Annotated in this window: 15 protein-coding genes; 11 read left to right on the top strand and 4 right to left on the bottom strand. The window is 70.7% G+C overall.

Annotation, left to right across the window (positions count from 1 at the left end):
- Window positions 1–27: 27 nt before the first annotated feature.
- On the bottom strand, window positions 28–576 hold the full coding sequence (locus tag AC3IYI_RS26370; protein ID WP_489406063.1) for a nucleoside deaminase: 549 nt from the start codon (window positions 574–576) through the stop codon (window positions 28–30).
- 27 nt (window positions 577–603) lie between these two features.
- Window positions 604–1440, bottom strand: a complete 837-nt coding sequence (locus tag AC3IYI_RS26375) for an LLM class flavin-dependent oxidoreductase (protein ID WP_489406064.1) — start codon at window positions 1438–1440, stop codon at window positions 604–606.
- A 285-nt stretch (window positions 1441–1725) separates the two neighbouring features.
- Here AC3IYI_RS26375 and AC3IYI_RS26380 point away from each other — a divergent pair, with 285 nt between their 5' ends.
- From AC3IYI_RS26380 to AC3IYI_RS26425, 10 genes are all read left to right on the top strand, one after another.
- Window positions 1726–2250: a MarR family winged helix-turn-helix transcriptional regulator gene (locus AC3IYI_RS26380; protein WP_489406065.1), complete on the top strand. Its 525-nt coding sequence runs from the start codon at window positions 1726–1728 to the stop codon at window positions 2248–2250.
- Window positions 2251–2436: 186 nt separating this feature from the next.
- The gene (locus tag AC3IYI_RS26385) at window positions 2437–4065 is read left to right on the top strand and encodes a peptide ABC transporter substrate-binding protein (protein ID WP_489406066.1); all 1629 of its coding nucleotides are present in this window, start codon (window positions 2437–2439) and stop codon (window positions 4063–4065) included.
- 31 nt (window positions 4066–4096) lie between these two features.
- Window positions 4097–5020, top strand: coding sequence for an ABC transporter permease (locus tag AC3IYI_RS26390; protein WP_489406067.1), 924 nt, complete (start codon window positions 4097–4099; stop codon window positions 5018–5020).
- Window positions 5013–6020, top strand: a complete 1008-nt coding sequence (locus tag AC3IYI_RS26395) for an ABC transporter permease (protein WP_489406068.1) — start codon at window positions 5013–5015, stop codon at window positions 6018–6020. The genes AC3IYI_RS26390 and AC3IYI_RS26395 overlap by 8 nt, the downstream gene beginning before the upstream one ends.
- Window positions 6021–6032: 12 nt before the next feature.
- On the top strand, window positions 6033–7007 hold the full coding sequence (locus AC3IYI_RS26400) for an ABC transporter ATP-binding protein (RefSeq protein WP_489406069.1): 975 nt from the start codon (window positions 6033–6035) through the stop codon (window positions 7005–7007).
- The gene (locus AC3IYI_RS26405; protein ID WP_489406070.1) at window positions 7000–8085 is read left to right on the top strand and encodes an ABC transporter ATP-binding protein; all 1086 of its coding nucleotides are present in this window, start codon (window positions 7000–7002) and stop codon (window positions 8083–8085) included. The genes AC3IYI_RS26400 and AC3IYI_RS26405 overlap by 8 nt, the downstream gene beginning before the upstream one ends.
- A gap of 360 nt (window positions 8086–8445) precedes the next feature.
- Entirely contained in the window at window positions 8446–8640 is a 195-nt protein-coding gene (locus AC3IYI_RS26410; RefSeq protein WP_250741735.1) for a hypothetical protein, read from the top strand.
- 88 nt (window positions 8641–8728) lie between these two features.
- Window positions 8729–9637 (top strand): N-acetyl-1-D-myo-inositol-2-amino-2-deoxy-alpha-D-glucopyranoside deacetylase, encoded by a 909-nt coding sequence (gene mshB / locus AC3IYI_RS26415; protein WP_489406071.1) that lies wholly within the window; start codon window positions 8729–8731, stop codon window positions 9635–9637.
- Window positions 9634–10029 carry a DUF6113 family protein gene (locus AC3IYI_RS26420; RefSeq protein WP_489406072.1) on the top strand — a complete coding sequence of 132 codons (396 nt, stop codon included), beginning with the start codon at window positions 9634–9636 and terminating at the stop codon, window positions 10027–10029. The genes mshB and AC3IYI_RS26420 overlap by 4 nt, the downstream gene beginning before the upstream one ends.
- A gap of 237 nt (window positions 10030–10266) precedes the next feature.
- Window positions 10267–12333 carry a peptidoglycan binding domain-containing protein gene (locus AC3IYI_RS26425; protein ID WP_489406073.1) on the top strand — a complete coding sequence of 689 codons (2067 nt, stop codon included), beginning with the start codon at window positions 10267–10269 and terminating at the stop codon, window positions 12331–12333.
- Window positions 12334–12532: 199 nt separating this feature from the next.
- Here AC3IYI_RS26425 and AC3IYI_RS26430 read toward each other — a convergent pair whose 3' ends face one another.
- Complete coding sequence (locus AC3IYI_RS26430; RefSeq protein WP_243335919.1) at window positions 12533–13324, bottom strand: transglutaminase family protein; 792 nt, start codon at window positions 13322–13324, stop codon at window positions 12533–12535.
- The gene (locus AC3IYI_RS26435) at window positions 13321–14313 is read right to left on the bottom strand and encodes a GNAT family N-acetyltransferase (protein WP_489406074.1); all 993 of its coding nucleotides are present in this window, start codon (window positions 14311–14313) and stop codon (window positions 13321–13323) included. Before AC3IYI_RS26435 ends, AC3IYI_RS26430 begins: the two co-directional genes overlap by 4 nt.
- Before the next feature lie 117 nt (window positions 14314–14430).
- Between AC3IYI_RS26435 and fdxA the strand changes: the two genes are divergently transcribed.
- A complete protein-coding gene (fdxA, locus tag AC3IYI_RS26440; RefSeq protein ID WP_489406075.1) occupies window positions 14431–14763 on the top strand; it encodes a ferredoxin in 333 nt (110 codons plus the stop codon).
- Window positions 14764–14786 lie beyond the last annotated feature (23 nt).

Here is a 14786-nt window from a genome sequence, read left to right on the forward strand (position 1 = left end):
GCTGCCAGGCCCGGGGGCGTTCTGCGATCAGCTCGCCGCGTTGAGCTTGGCGCGGAAGCGAAGCTGCAACTCACGTACCTGGTCGACCAGTTCGGGCACCGGACCGGCCACCTCGAGGCCGGGGGCGACGTCCTGGATGGTCAGCGGGGACAAGGGCGAGGTGACGGCCACGCCCCACTCGGCCTTCCAGTCCCGTGCCTGCTGGGACGAGCTCACGTACACGATGCGGCCCAGTCCGACCCACCCGTGCGCGGCCGCGCACATCGGGCAGTGCTCGCCCGACGTGTACACGGTCGCCGTGGCCCGCTCTTCGGGAGTCAGGTTGGTCGCGGCCCAGCGGGCGAGTTCGAATTCCGGGTGCGCGGTCGGGTCCCCGGTCGTGGATTCGCGGTTGCGCTCCTCGGCGCGGATCTTGTTGTCCGCGTCGACGAGCACCGACCCGAACGGCCAGTCGCCGGCGTCCACGGCCTCGGCCGCCAGTTCGATGCAGCGGCGCAGATGCTGCAGGTCGGCCTCGCTGAAGGAGGCGGCGCGGTCGGCGCCGTTCTCAGGAAGGTCGTGATGGTCGAGGGTCACGGCTGTTCCGTCTCTGTGTGGTGTTGGCTATGCCCGGTGCGCGGCGACGGTGGCGAGTGCCTGCCACGCCACCTCGGGCCGGAGGGTCTCGTGCGGGTCGCCGAGGTACGGGTCGAGCAGCACGGTGTCGGCGCCGAGGAGGCGCAGCTGCTCGATGTCGTCGAGCACCTGGTCGATTGTGCCTTCGCCGGCACGACGCTCCGGATCGTCGATCGGCTTTTCCGTAAGGCGGAGAACGATTCGCGGCGCCAGATCCGGCACCGGCTGCTGAAGTTCGTCTGCAATTGCCTTGAGCCGGTCCAGGGCTTCACGGAACCAGGACATCGTGAACCGCAGCGGATGCCATGGTGAACCGAGGCGCACAGCGCGGCGCAATGCGACGTCACTGTTGCCGCCGATCCAGAGCGGAATCTGTCCGCAGCCATAGTCGGCTTCGTCGTCCCATGCGGTGCGCATGGCTTGAATGTACTCATCGGTCAGTGCGCCACGTCGGTTGAAGGGTACGCCCAGCGCCTCGAATTCCTGCTGGGCCCAACCGACGCCGAGGCCGAGAATGAGCCGCCCGCCGCTGAGTTGGTGAAGGTTGGCCGCCATTCGGGCGGTCACCAGGGGATGACGGTAGGGAACGATGAGAACCGTTGTGCCCAGCGTAATCCTGGTGGTTTTGGCAGCGAGCCAGGAGAGTGTGGTGAAGGGCTCGTAGAACGGCGCCGGATACTGTCTGGCGACGTCGGGTGTCACTGCGACATGGTCGGAGACCATCAACAAATCGAAGCCGAGACCCTCCACGACTTCAGCCCAACGCGCAAGGTTTTCCGGGGTTGTTCCAGGCCCGAAGTTCGGGACGTTCACGCCTATCCGCATGGGGTCAGGTTAGCAACTGTTCACAGCCCGCGTGGCTCCCGAAACATTACAAGTCCAATAGAAACGATCATGGTGCTATGGGGTTTGCGGGGCGGATTCGCGGCGTTTGGCCGGGTCGTTTATCCGCGCCCGCTTCGAGGTCCCCGGGTGGTCCGGGGTGGCGCCCCCGAGTACTTCGGCTGCAGGGCCGCCGGGCGAGGGCGGCGGCCCCCTGTCCGGACGGGCCCATAAGTACCTTGACGCTAAGCGGCTTAGGAGCAAGCGGTTTTGTGGCAGGCTGGTCCCATGGAGACGCACAGAGGCGCACGGCACGGCGAGCCGCATGCGAGGCCGGACGCCGTGGACGCGATCATCAGCCAGTGGCAGCGGGCCAGGCCCGACCTGCAGACTGCCCCGATGGAGGTCTTCGGCCGGATCTACCGGCTGTCCCGGGAGATGGGCGACCGGATGGAGAAGGCGTACCAGCAGTTCGGCATCGGCCGTGGCGAGTTCGACGTGCTGGCCGTGCTGCGCCGGGCGGGTGAGCCGTACACGGTTTCCCCGCGCGAGCTGACCGCCACGCTGCTGCTGACCACCGGCGGGATGACCGGGCGGCTGGACAAGCTGGAGCGGGCCGGCCTGGTCCGGCGCTCACCGGACCCGGCGGACCGGCGCGGCCTGCGGGTCACGCTCACGCCCGAAGGGCTGGAGGTGATCGACCGGGCGGTCGGTGTGGGCCTCGCCGAGCAGTCCAAGGTCTTCACCGGGATGGAGCCGGCCCGGATCGAGCAGCTCAACGAGCTGCTGCGGGAGCTGCTGGCCGCCATGTAGGCGCGGGCGCCACGCACCACGCGGTGGACGCCTGGGAGCTGACGCCGCGACGCTCCGCGGTGCACTCGCAGGGGTGACAGGCCGGGGGCGCGAGGGTGCAATCGGTCCAACCGGGAGTGTGCGGGACCCCACATAGGGTGACATTGGGCCCTAAGTGAGTCTTGGGATCCCAGTAGGAGGCACTCCATGCGCGGAGCCACCCACGCCAAGTGGGCCGCATGTGCGGCGGCCGTCGCCCTCGCGGCGACCGCCTGCGGCGGCGGAAGCGACAGTGGCGGAGGCGGCGAAGCGGGAATCGTCAGCTCCTCGTGGGGCGACCCGCAGAACCCGCTGGAGCCCGCCAACACCAACGAGGTCCAGGGCGGCAAGGTCCTCGACATGATCTTCCGGGGGCTCAAGCGGTACGACCCCGCGACCGGCGAGGCGAAGAACTTCCTCGCCGAGAAGATCGAGACCACCGACAGCCAGAACTTCACGATCACGCTGAAGGACGGCCTGAAGTTCAGCAACGACGAGCCGGTCACCGCGCAGTCCTTCGTGGACGCCTGGAACTACGGCGCCGACGTCACCAAGAAGCAGAACAACTCGCCCTTCTTCTCCGACATCGTCGGCTACGCGGACGTCCACCCCGAGAAGGGCGACCCCAAGGCCAAGACCATGTCCGGCCTGGTCGTCAAGGACCCCAAGACCTTCACGGTCGCCCTCAAGGACAAGTTCTCCACCTGGCCCGAGACCCTCGGCTACCAGGCGTTCTCCCCCCTGCCCAAGGCCTTCTTCACCGACCACGACGCCTGGCTGAAGAAGCCCGTCGGCAACGGCCCGTACACGGTGGACTCGTACACCAAGGGCACGGGCATGAAGCTGCGCAAGTGGGACGCCTACCCGGGCGAGGACAAGGCGGTCAACGGCGGAGTGGACCTGAAGGTCTACACCGACAACAACACCGCCTACACCGACCTGATCTCCGGCAACCTCGACCTGGTCGACGACATCCCGGCGCAGCAGCTGAAGAACGTCGCCAACGACCTCGGCGACCGCTACATCAACCAGCCGGCCCTGATCATCCAGACCCTCACCTTCCCGCTGTACGACCCGCAGTGGAGCAAGGAGGGCATGGAGAAGGTCCGCCGCGGCATCTCGATGGCGATCAACCGCGACGAGATCACCAAGCAGATCTTCCACGAGACCCGCACCCCGGCCAAGGACTGGACCTCACCGGCCCTCGGCGAGAAGGGCGGCTTCTCCGCCACCGCCTGCGGTGAGGCCTGCTCCTTCAACCCCACCGAGTCCAAGAAGCTCATCCAGGAAGCCGGCGGGCTGCCCGGCGGCAAGGTCACCCTGACGTCCAACGTGGACACGGGCTCGCACCGCGACTGGATGGACGCCGTCTGCAACAGCATCAACAACACGCTGGGCGAGGGCCCGGTCTGCACCGTCAACCCCATCGGCACCTTCGCCGACTTCAGGAACCAGCAGAGCAGCTTCAAGCTGACCGGCCCCTTCCGCTCCGGCTGGCAGGCCGACTACCCGCTGATCCAGAACTTCCTGGAGCCGCTGTACTACACCGGTGCCTCCTCGAACTACGGCAAGTTCAGCAACCCGGAGTTCGACAAGCTCATCGACGAGGCCAACCGGGAGAGCGACCCCGCCAAGGCGACGGCCACGTTCCAGGAGTCGGAGAAGATCCTCGCCGCCCAGATGCCGTCGATCCCGCTCTGGTACCAGAACGGCAGCGCGGGCCACTCGGAGCGCATCTCGGACGTGAAGCTCAACCAGTTCAGCGTCCCGGTGTACGACCAGATCAAGGTCAGCTGACCCTTCTCGCGGATCGAACCTGGAGCAGTCCATGGGACGTTATGTGATCCGGCGACTGCTCCAGATGATCCCCGTGTTCATCGGCAGCACGTTCCTGATCTTCTTCATGGTGTACGCGCTCGGTGACCCGGTCGCCGCCCTCTTCGGCGACAAGGCCCCCGACCCCGCCACCGCCGCGCGCATCCGCAAGGACCTCTACCTCGACCAGCCCCTGTGGAAGCAGTACCTCCACTACATGGGCCAGATCTTCCAGGGCGACTTCGGCACCGCCTTCAACGGCCAGGAGGTCACCGAACTGATGGCCTCGGCCTTCCCGGTGACCCTGCGCCTGACCATGGTCGCGATCGCCATCGAGATCGTCGTCGGCATCACCCTCGGCGTGATCAGCGGACTGAAGCGCGGCAAGTCCATCGACAGCAGCGTGTTGGTCCTCACCCTCGTGGTCATCTCGGTGCCCACCTTCGTGACGGGCTACCTGCTCCAGTACCTCTTCGGCGTCAAATGGGGCTGGGTGCGGCCCACCGTCTCCCCGGACGCCCCCTTCAGCGAGCTGATCCTGCCCGGCATCGTCCTCGCGCTGGTCTCCCTCGCCTACGTCACCCGGCTCACCCGGACCTCCATCGCCGAGAACGTCAAGGCCGACTACGTCCGCACCGCCACGGCCAAGGGCCTGCCCCGGCGCCGGGTCATCACCCGCCACCTGCTGCGCAACTCGCTGATCCCCGTGGTCACCTTCATCGGCACCGACATCGGCGCCCTGATGGGCGGAGCCATCGTCACCGAGCGGATCTTCAACATCCACGGGGTCGGCTACCAGCTCTACCAGGGCATCCTGCGCAACAACTCCCCGACGGTGGTCGGCTTCGTGACCATCCTCGTCATCGTCTTCCTGCTGGCGAACCTGCTCGTCGACCTGCTCTACGCGGTCCTGGACCCGAGGATCCGTTATGCCTGAGCCCGAACCCGAGCGCGCCGTCTACGATCCGGTCGGGCCCGGACCCCACGAGGCCATCTCGCCCACCGGCCAGGGAGGGGTCATGGATCTCGCACTGGAGGAGGCCGAGAGCCTGGAGAAGGAGCTCGGCGGGGGCCCCGCGGGCCCCCGGGAGAAGGCCCGCTCCCTGTGGTCCGACGCCTGGCACCAGCTGCGCCGCAACCCCGTCTTCCTCGTCTCCACGCTGCTGATCCTCTTCCTCGTGGTCATCTCCATCTGGCCCCAGCTCATCGCGAGCGGCGACCCGCTCCAGTGCGACCTGTCCAAATCGCAGCAGGGCTCCTCCCCGGGCCACCCCTTCGGCTACGACACCCAGGGCTGCGACGTGTACACCCGCACCGTCTACGGGGCCCGCGCCTCCATCACCGTGGGCATCTGCGCCACCCTCGGCGCGGCCCTCCTCGGCTCCGCGCTCGGCGGGCTCGCCGGGTTCTTCGGCGGCTGGGGCGACTCGCTGCTCTCCCGGGTCGCCGACATCTTCTTCGGCATCCCCGTGGTCCTCGGCGGCCTGGTCTTCCTGTCCGTGGTCACCAGCACCACCGTCTGGCCCGTCGTCGGCTTCATCGTGCTGCTCGGCTGGCCCCAACTGGCCCGCATCGCCCGCGGCTCGGTCATCACCGCCAAACAGAACGACTACGTCCAGGCCGCGCGGGCGCTCGGCGCCGGCAACGCCCGGATGCTGCTGCGGCACGTGGCGCCCAACGCCATCGCACCCGTCATCGTCGTCGCCACCATCGCGCTCGGCACCTACATCGCCCTGGAAGCCACCCTGTCCTTCCTCGGCGTGGGCCTGCGCCCGCCGACGGTCTCCTGGGGCATCGACATCTCCAACGCCGCCTCCCAGATCCGCAACGCCCCGCACATGCTGCTCTACCCGGCGGGCGCGCTCAGCATCACCGTGCTCGCGTTCATCATGCTCGGCGACGCGGTGCGCGACGCCCTCGACCCCAAACTGCGCTGAGGAGCCCCGCACATGCTGCTCGAAGTGCGCGATCTGCACGTGGAATTCAAGACGCGGGACGGAGTCGCCAAGGCCGTCAACGGGGTCAACTACTCCGTGGCCGAAGGCGAGACCCTCGCCGTGCTCGGCGAGTCCGGCTCCGGCAAGTCGGTCACCGCCCAGGCCGTCATGGGCATCCTCGACATGCCGCCGGGCCGCATCGCGGGCGGCGAGATCCTCTTCAAGGGCAACGACCTGCTGAAGATGAAGGAGGAGGAGCGCAGGAAGGTCCGCGGCGCCGAGATGGCCATGATCTTCCAGGACGCCCTGTCCTCCCTCAACCCGGTCCTGAGCGTCGGCGCGCAGCTCGGCGAGATGTACGAGGTCCACCGCGGGATGTCCCGCAAGGACGCCCGGAACAAGGCCGTCGAGCTGATGGACCGGGTGAAGATCCCGGCGGCGCGCGAGCGGGTGGGGGACTACCCGCACCAGTTCTCCGGCGGCATGCGCCAGCGCATCATGATCGCCATGGCGATGGCCCTCGAACCCTCGCTCATCATCGCGGACGAGCCGACCACGGCCCTGGACGTCACCGTCCAGGCCCAGGTCATGGACCTGCTCGCGGAGCTCCAGCGCGAGCTGAACATGGGCCTGATCCTGATCACCCACGACCTCGGCGTGGTCGCCGACGTGGCCGACAAGATCGCCGTCATGTACGCGGGCCGGATCGTCGAGGCGGCCCCCGTCCACGAGATCTACAAGAGTCCCGCTCACCCGTACACCCGCGGCCTGCTGGACTCGATCCCGCGGCTGGACCAGAAGGGCCAGGAGCTCTACGCCATCAAGGGCCTGCCGCCGAACCTGCTCGCCATCCCGCCCGGCTGCGCCTTCAACCCGCGCTGCCCGATGGCCCAGGCCGTCTGCCGCACCGACGTACCGCCGCTGGCCGAGGTCGGACCCGACCGCGCCAGTGCGTGCTTCTTCTGGAAGGAGTGCGTCGGTGGCTGAGTCGATCCTCGTGGTGGAGGACCTGGTCAAGCACTACCCGCTGACCCGGGGCATCCTCCTGAAGAAGCAGGTCGGCGCCGTCAAGGCCGTCGACGGGGTCTCCTTCGACCTGCGGGCCGGCGAAACCCTCGGCATCGTCGGGGAGTCCGGCTGCGGCAAGTCCACCGTCGCCAAGATGCTGGTCAACCTCGAACGCCCGACGGCGGGCGCGATCAGGTACAAGGGCGAGGACCTCGCCAAGCTGTCGGCCAAGGCCCTCAAGGCCGTGCGCCGCAACATCCAGATGGTGTTCCAGGACCCGTACACCTCCCTGAACCCGCGCATGACGGTCGGCGACATCATCGGCGAGCCCTACGAGATCCACCCCGAAGTGGCCCCCAAGGGCGACCGCCGCCGCAAGGTCCAGGAGCTCCTGGACGTCGTCGGCCTCAACCCGGAGTACATCAACCGGTACCCGCACCAGTTCTCCGGCGGCCAGCGCCAGCGCATCGGCATCGCCCGCGGCCTCGCCCTCCAGCCCGAGATCATCGTCGCCGACGAGCCCGTCTCCGCCCTCGACGTCTCCGTGCAGGCCCAGGTGGTCAATCTCCTGGAGCGCCTCCAGGACGAGTTCAACCTCTCCTACGTGTTCATCGCGCACGACCTCTCGATCGTCCGGCACATCTCCGACCGGGTCGGCGTCATGTACCTGGGCCGCATCGTCGAGATCGGCACCGACACCCAGATCTACGACCACCCCACCCACCCCTACACGCAGGCGCTGCTCTCCGCCGTCCCGGTGCCCGACCCGGCGGCCCGCGCGGGCCGCGACCGGATCATCCTCACCGGCGACGTCCCCTCCCCGGCCAACCCGCCGTCGGGCTGCCGCTTCCGCACCCGCTGCTGGAAGGCCCAGCCCCGCTGCGCGTCGGAGGTCCCGCTCCTGGAGATCCCGGCGTTCCTCCCGGGCGGCCCGACGGCCCACCCCTCGGCCTGTCATTTCGCATCCGAGCGGGCGGTCCTTCCGCCGGGACCGCCGCCCGCACCGCCGTCGTCCCCGCCGCCGGGATCGCCGCCCGGATCACCGACCAAGGAGTGAGCTCCGGGGCCCCGGCACCGCTCATTTCTCGCCACAGCTGTGAACGGCTCCACGGTTTCCTCACAACTCGGTTTACACGCAGGCAACTTGACCGTTTCTGTCCCGAGATCTGGGCCGGGCAGCCTGGATCGCGTGCGGCCGTGCGGGTGCCGACAGCCGGCCGGGGAGGCGTACAGCCTCCCCGGCCGGCACTCCTGTGACCCCGGACATGCGCGGCGTGCGCCCCTCGTGCTGCCGGAATCGATCGATGTGGTGGTACGGATAGTTATGATCCGTAGCGCACGGTGGGTATGACTCTGCCGAGCACCGAGTTGCGAGTACGCGAACCCGATGTCCGCTCGACGTGGAGGTGAAACAGCCGTGGCACTATCGATCTCGGCCGTGGTGCTGCTGGCAGTCGTCGTCTTCCTGCTGGTCCGGCGTTCGGGCCTGAAGGCGGGTCACGCAGTGGTCTGTGTACTGCTCGGCTTCTATCTGGCGAGCTCGACCGTGGCTCCGACGCTCTCCCAGCTGACCAACAACGTGGCGAGCATGATCAGCGGCCTCAAGTTCTAGAGCGCGGCGAGGGCTGCCGCGAGCGCTGCCGCGCGGGGTTCCGGGTGGCGGGTCCGCGGTTCCTCGGCACGGTCGTAGGGTGACCTTCATGAACGGTCTTCCCGCCCGTCGGCTCCTGCTCGTGCACGCGCACCCGGACGACGAGTCGATCAACAACGGCGTCACCATGGCCAAGTACGCGGCCGAGGGCGTCCATGTCGCGTTGGTGACCTGCACGCTCGGCGAGGAGGGCGAGGTCATCCCGCCCGGACTCGCCCACCTGACGGCCGACCGCGACGACACCCTCGGCGCCCACCGCATCGGCGAGCTCGCCGAGGCCATGCGCGAACTGGGCGTCGCCGACCACCGCTTCCTCGGCGGCCCCGGCCGCTTCCGCGACTCCGGGATGATGGGCGCCGAACAGAACCGCCGGCCCGGCGCCTTCTGGTCCGCCGACGTGGACGAGGCCGCGGGGTACCTCGTAGAGGTGATCCGCGAACTGCGCCCCCAGGTCCTCGTCACCTACGACCCGGACGGCGGCTACGGCCACCCCGACCACATCCAGGCTCACCGGGTCGCCACCCGCGCCGCCGAACTGGCCGCGGAGCCCACCTACCGCCGCGACCTCGGCGCACCGCACGCCATCGCGAAGTTCTACTGGAACCGCGTCCCGCGCACGGTCGTCGAGGAGGGCTTCGCCCGGCTGCGCGAGGCCGGGAGCGAGGTGCCCTTCCCCGCGCCGGCCGCACCGGACGACGTGCCGGGCGTGGTGGCCGACGAGCGGATCACCGCCGAGATCGGCGGGGACGAGGCCGCGGAGCAGGCGTTCGTGGCCGCCAAGACCGCCGCGATGCGCGCCCATGCCACCCAGATCGCGGTGGACGGGCCCTTCTTCGCGCTCTCCAACGACCTGGCGCAGCCGCTGTTCACGCACGAGTACTACGAGTTGGCCGCCGGCCGGCCGGGCGCCCCGGCGGGCGAGCGCGAGCGCGACCTCTTCGCGGGGGTGCGGGCATGACCGGGCCGCCGTGGACCATGGGGAACGGGGGGCGGATCGCCGCCCTGCTCGGCTTGTTGGTCGCGGGGGTGCTGACCGGCGCGGCCGGCTGGCTCGTCGTCGACCTGTGGTTCCCGGGCGGGCTGATGCTTTCGCTCCTCGCGCTCTTCGGCCTGTTCCTCGGCGGCCGGATCGCGCTGGGCACCGGCATCGGGGTGGGCGCGGCCACCGGTGGCTGGTTCCTCGCCTACGTGATGCTCGGTGTGCCCCGGCCGGAAGGGGACTTCCTGCTCGGTTCGTCCGGAATCAGCATGTACGCCTACCTTTTGGGTGGAGTGGTGCTCGCTGTGATGTGCGCCACGATGAGCTTCCCGGGGGACAGGCCGCTTTCGGCCGCCGGGAACGCCAAGTGACGCGGCGTCGGCCGCGCGCGACGCCTTGAGGAGCGGGTCGGCCGGTGCTTGCGCACACCCCCCGCAGCCGGGCGCCACGGGCGCGGCAGGTGCACGCAAGGGGCGCACGGGAGGCCAAGGGGAACCCTTCGTTCCCGGCGGCCGGGTGCGGGCGGGCGGCGGCCAGTATGGTGGACCGGCCGCCGAGCTGCCCGCGCACGCTATGACGGGCGGCGGAGCCGATCGGGAGAACCTGCCTTGAGCCGTGAAACTGACAGTCCGTCCCCCGGGCCCAACGGGCGCGGGGGAGCGGCGTACCCCTCGGGTGCACCGCCGTACGGTTCAGGCCAGTATTCGTCCACGACAGTGCCCCCCGGTCCGGGCGCGGCGACCATCCCGGAGGAGAGTTCAGTGACCGCACCGCCCGCGAAGCCGTCCACACCCGATTCCGACGGGCCGAAGACGGAGACCCAGCTGACGACCCGGATCCGGATCAACATCCCGGGTTCGCGGCCGATTCCGCCCGTGGTCGTACGCCAGACCATGCCCGAAGCCGAGGCCGCCCCGGCGCCCGAGCCCGCAGCCGCCCCGGCGGCCGCGCCCGAGCCGGCTCCGGCCGAGGACACGGCCAGCAACTGGTTCGCACCCCGCAAGGCGGGCACCGCGCCCGCCCCGACGCCCACCCCGGCGCCGGATCGGGCCGCCGCCCCGGCACGCGGACCGGCTCCGGCTCAGGCCGGCGGCCCGCGCTCCGACGGGCCCGCGCAGCAGGGCTTCGCCCAGGGCGGCCCGGCCGGGCCGCGTCCGGGTGCGCCGATGGGCCCCGGCCCCGGTGCCCCGATGGGCTCCCGCCCCGGCGGTCCGGGCCCCGCGCCGGCTCAGGCAGGCGGCCCGCGCTTCGACGGGCCCGCGCAGCAGGGCTTCGCCCAGGGCGGCCCGGCCGGGCCGCGTCCCGGTGCGCCGATGGGCCCCGGCCCCGGCGGCCCCGGCGTCGCCGCCGGGCCGGGCGCCGGCTACCCCGCACCGCCCGCCGGACCCGGCGGTCCCCGTACGGGTGCCCCCGGCGGCCTCCCGCAGGGTCCCGGTCCCGGTCCCGCCGCGCCGCAGCCCGGCCCCGGAGCCGCATACGGCCGCGGCCCCGGCCCCGCCGCCCAGGGCATGGGAACCCACGTCCCGCCCGCCCCGGCCTGGCCCGGCCCCGGCACCGGCCGCGGTCCGGACGGGCCGACCGGCGGGCCCGCGCTGGGCTCCGTACCGGTGGGCGGACCGGATCCGAGCTGGCCCGGCCCCGAGCTGGACCCGGCTCGACACCCCCAGCCCGCGCCCGCCCCGGTGCCCGCGAACAAGGCCAAGGCCCCCGGGCCGGCCCCGGCGCGGCCCGCCAAGAAGGGCCGCAACAAGCTGGTCCTGCTCGGTGGCGCCCTCTTCACGCTGTTCGGCGTGGCCTACGGAGCCGGTCTGCTCCTGAACCACTCCGACGTCCCCAAGGGCACCACCGTCATGGGCGTCGACATCAGCGGCAGCCGCGACGAGGCCGTCGCCAAGCTGCAGACGTCCTTCGGCAACCGCGCCACCACCCCGCTCCAGCTCACCGTCGGCGGCAAGCCGGTCGAGCTGAAGCCCGAGAAGGCCGGCCTGAGCCTGGACAGCCAGACCACCGTCCGCAACGCGGCGGGCAGCGACTACAACCCGATCACGGTCATCGGCTCCCTGTTCGGCAGCGAGCGCAAGGCCGAAGCCGTCCTGCCCACCGACGAGGAGAAGCTGCGGGTCGCCCTCCAGGAGCTCGCCGGCACCGCCGGCTCCGCCACCGAGGGCACCATCACCTTCGAGGGCGGCAAGGCCGTCGCCGTCCCCGGCAAGCCCGGTTCCACGCTCGATGTGGACGGCTCCGTCGCCCTGGTCACCAAGGCTTTCCGCGACATGGTCGACGGCGGCCAGGCCGCGCCCGCCAGCCTCCCGGTCGCCACCAAGGACCCGGTCGTCGACCAGGCCGAACTGGACCGGGCCATGAAGGAGTTCGCCCAGCCCGCGATGTCGGCCCCGGTCCTCGTCAAGGCGGGCGCCAAGTCCATCCCCCTCGGCGCCAAGTCCCTGCCGAAGATCCTGAGCATGCAGGTCGTGGACGGCCACCTCGTCGAGAAGTACGACCTGGAAGCCCTCAAGGCGGCCTACGGGAACACCTTCGACGGAGTCCTCATCATGCGCGGCACCGGCGAGAAGACCGCCGTCACCCCGCAGGACGTCGCCGGAGTCCTCGGCAAGGCGCTGCGCGGCAAGACCACCGCCGAACGCACCGCGGTCATCCCCACCAACCCGAGCTGACCCCTCCCCGCCCCGAACCGGAGCCCCTCCCCCCAGAAGGGGGAGGGGCTCGGTTTTTCAGCCGTCCGGCGTTTGAGGGCCGGGGTCCGGGGCGGAGCCCCGGGGAACGGCGGAAGGGCGGGTCGGGGACCTCGCCCCGCGCAGCGGCAAGGGTCGCAGCGGGGACTTCGCCCCGCGCAGCGGCAGCCGGGCCGGCGGCCTAATTCAGCAGGGCCCGTGCGGCCATCGCCTCCGCACGAATCCGCACCGCGGACGGCGGATCGATCACGTCCACGACCACCGCGTAGGACTCCATCTCCGCCGCCCCCGCCGCGAACTCCCCCCGCTCCACCAGCAGCTTCGCCCGCTCGTACCGCAACGCCGCGGGATGCGAGGGCAGCAGCAGCGCCAGGTCCAGCGCCCACAGCGCCACCCCCGAGTGCTCCGGCCGCGACGAGGCCCACGCCCGGATGTTGTTCAGGATCCGCAGCACGATGTCCATCGTGCGGGCCGCGGTCCGCGGCCCCGCCGCCAGCTCCGCCGGACCCGCGCCCAGCGAGGCGCCCCCCGCGAAGGGGTCGACGACCACACCCTCCTCCGGATCCCCGAAGCCCACCACGAAGTGCCCCGGCAGGGCCAGCCCGTACACCGGAGCCCCGGCCCGCCGGGCCACCTCCAGCCACACCACGGACAGCAGGATCGGCAGCCCCCGGCGCCGCCGCAGCACCTCGTGCAGCAGCGAGGACGAGAGCCGGTCGTAGTCGGCCGGGGTGCCGTGGAAGCCCATCCGCCCGCCCAGCAGTTCGGACACCGCCGAAGCCCACGCGCGAGCGCCCCGCAGCCCGTACGGCAGCATCCCCGCCAGCCGGTCCAGCTCGATCTGCGCCCAGTCCATGGCCCGCTCGTCGAGCTCCGGGTCCCCCTCCGCGGCCAGCAGCAGGCACAGCGTGGCCAGGTCGGGCCGATCCGCCCGCGCCTCGGCGGCGAACCGCTCCCGCCAGAGCGAGGTCACGCCGCCGCCCGGCGGTAGTGGTGGTAGGAGTGGTGCGTCCCGAAGCCCATCCCCTCGTACAGCGCCCGCGCCCCGGTGTTGTCGCTCTCCACCTGGAGCCAGGCGGCCGAGGCGCCCGCCTCCAGCGCACGCCGCGCCAGCGCCGCCATCACGGCCGAGCCGAGGCCGCGGCGCCGGTGCTCCGGGTCGACCTCGACGGCCGCGAACCCGGCCCACCGGCCGTCCACCACGAGCCGCCCGATCGCCCGGCCGGGTACCGCCGCGAACCACACCGAGGGTCCCGACGTCAGCACCCGGCGGGCGGTCTCAGGGTCCTTCACCCGCCCGTAGCGGGAGAGCCAGTCCTCGTCCGGAGTACGGGTCAGCCGTACGCCCGCGACGACCGACTCGTCCACGTCCAGGTCCCCGACCGGCGCCAGAGCGCCGACCCGGACCTCCGCCGACACCTCGCGGACCCAGCCCCGGTCCTCCAGCTCCGCGCACAGCACCTCCTGCGTGCCCGCGGCCCCCGTGGCGGTCTGGAGATACGCCGGAAGACCCCTCTGCGCGTACCAGGAGGTCACTCGCGCGAGTGCATCGTCCAGCGGGGTCCCGGGATCGCCGAGCGGCAGTACGGAGTTGGCCCGCCGGGTGAATCCGCCGGCCGCGCGCAGCGTCCACTCGCCCAGCGGCTCGCTCTCCAGCGGCACCCAGGCCCGTGCGCCGACCCGCGCGAGCTCCTCGAAGGAGGTCGCGGGCCCCCTGCGCCGGGCCGGAGCGGCCGGTACGACCTTGCCCGCCACCAGCGAGGATTCCGCGATGCGGACGGACTCGCCGGTCTTTCGTGTGATCGTCACCACACCCGAATTCCAGGATGTGAGAACCCCTACGGTGTCCGTGAAACAGGGGGCTCCGGTCGAGCCGTGCTCCACCCGTCGCACAGAGACACGTTTACCCACGTCAGCGGGTGTAATCCGGATCTCCAGCCGTCCACCGGCAGTGATTTCCACAGCTCTGTCCGCCCCTCCTGTTCGGATCGTGCCCGGGAACGGAGATACTAGAGGCGGGCATCGACGACGCCGCGCTCCCGCGCGATATGGAAAGCCCTTATGAGGAGGAACGAGAGCGTGACCTACGTCATCGCGGAGCCTTGTGTCGACGTCAAGGACAAGGCATGCATCGAAGAGTGCCCCGTCGACTGCATCTACGAGGGCCAGCGGTCCTTGTACATCCACCCGGACGAGTGCGTCGACTGTGGTGCCTGTGAGCCGGTCTGCCCGGTCGAGGCCATCTTCTACGAGGACGACACTCCGGAAGAGTGGAAGGACTACTACAAGGCGAACGTCGAGTTCTTCGACGAGCTCGGCTCGCCCGGTGGTGCCTCCAAGCTCGGCCTGATCGAGCGCGACCACCCCTTCATCGCAGCGCTTCCGGCGGACATCAACCCGAGCGACCACTGACGGTCGGGCACCGCCCCACGCGC

The sequence above is a fragment of the Streptomyces sp. GL_148 genome (assembly GCF_057834205.1).

Excerpts from the sequence above, each read along its gene's own strand:
- AC3IYI_RS26395 (WP_489406068.1), top strand. The coding sequence starts at position 5,013 with ATGCCTGAGCCCGAACCCGAGCGCGCCGTCTACGATCCGGTCGGGCCC.
- AC3IYI_RS26390 (WP_489406067.1), top strand. The coding sequence starts at position 4,097 with ATGGGACGTTATGTGATCCGGCGACTGCTCCAGATGATCCCCGTGTTC.
- mshB (WP_489406071.1), top strand. The coding sequence starts at position 8,729 with ATGAACGGTCTTCCCGCCCGTCGGCTCCTGCTCGTGCACGCGCACCCG.
- AC3IYI_RS26420 (WP_489406072.1), top strand. The coding sequence starts at position 9,634 with ATGACCGGGCCGCCGTGGACCATGGGGAACGGGGGGCGGATCGCCGCC.
- AC3IYI_RS26385 (WP_489406066.1), top strand. The coding sequence starts at position 2,437 with ATGCGCGGAGCCACCCACGCCAAGTGGGCCGCATGTGCGGCGGCCGTC.
- AC3IYI_RS26380 (WP_489406065.1), top strand. The coding sequence starts at position 1,726 with ATGGAGACGCACAGAGGCGCACGGCACGGCGAGCCGCATGCGAGGCCG.
- AC3IYI_RS26375 (WP_489406064.1), bottom strand. The coding sequence starts at position 1,440 with ATGCGGATAGGCGTGAACGTCCCGAACTTCGGGCCTGGAACAACCCCG.
- AC3IYI_RS26400 (WP_489406069.1), top strand. The coding sequence starts at position 6,033 with ATGCTGCTCGAAGTGCGCGATCTGCACGTGGAATTCAAGACGCGGGAC.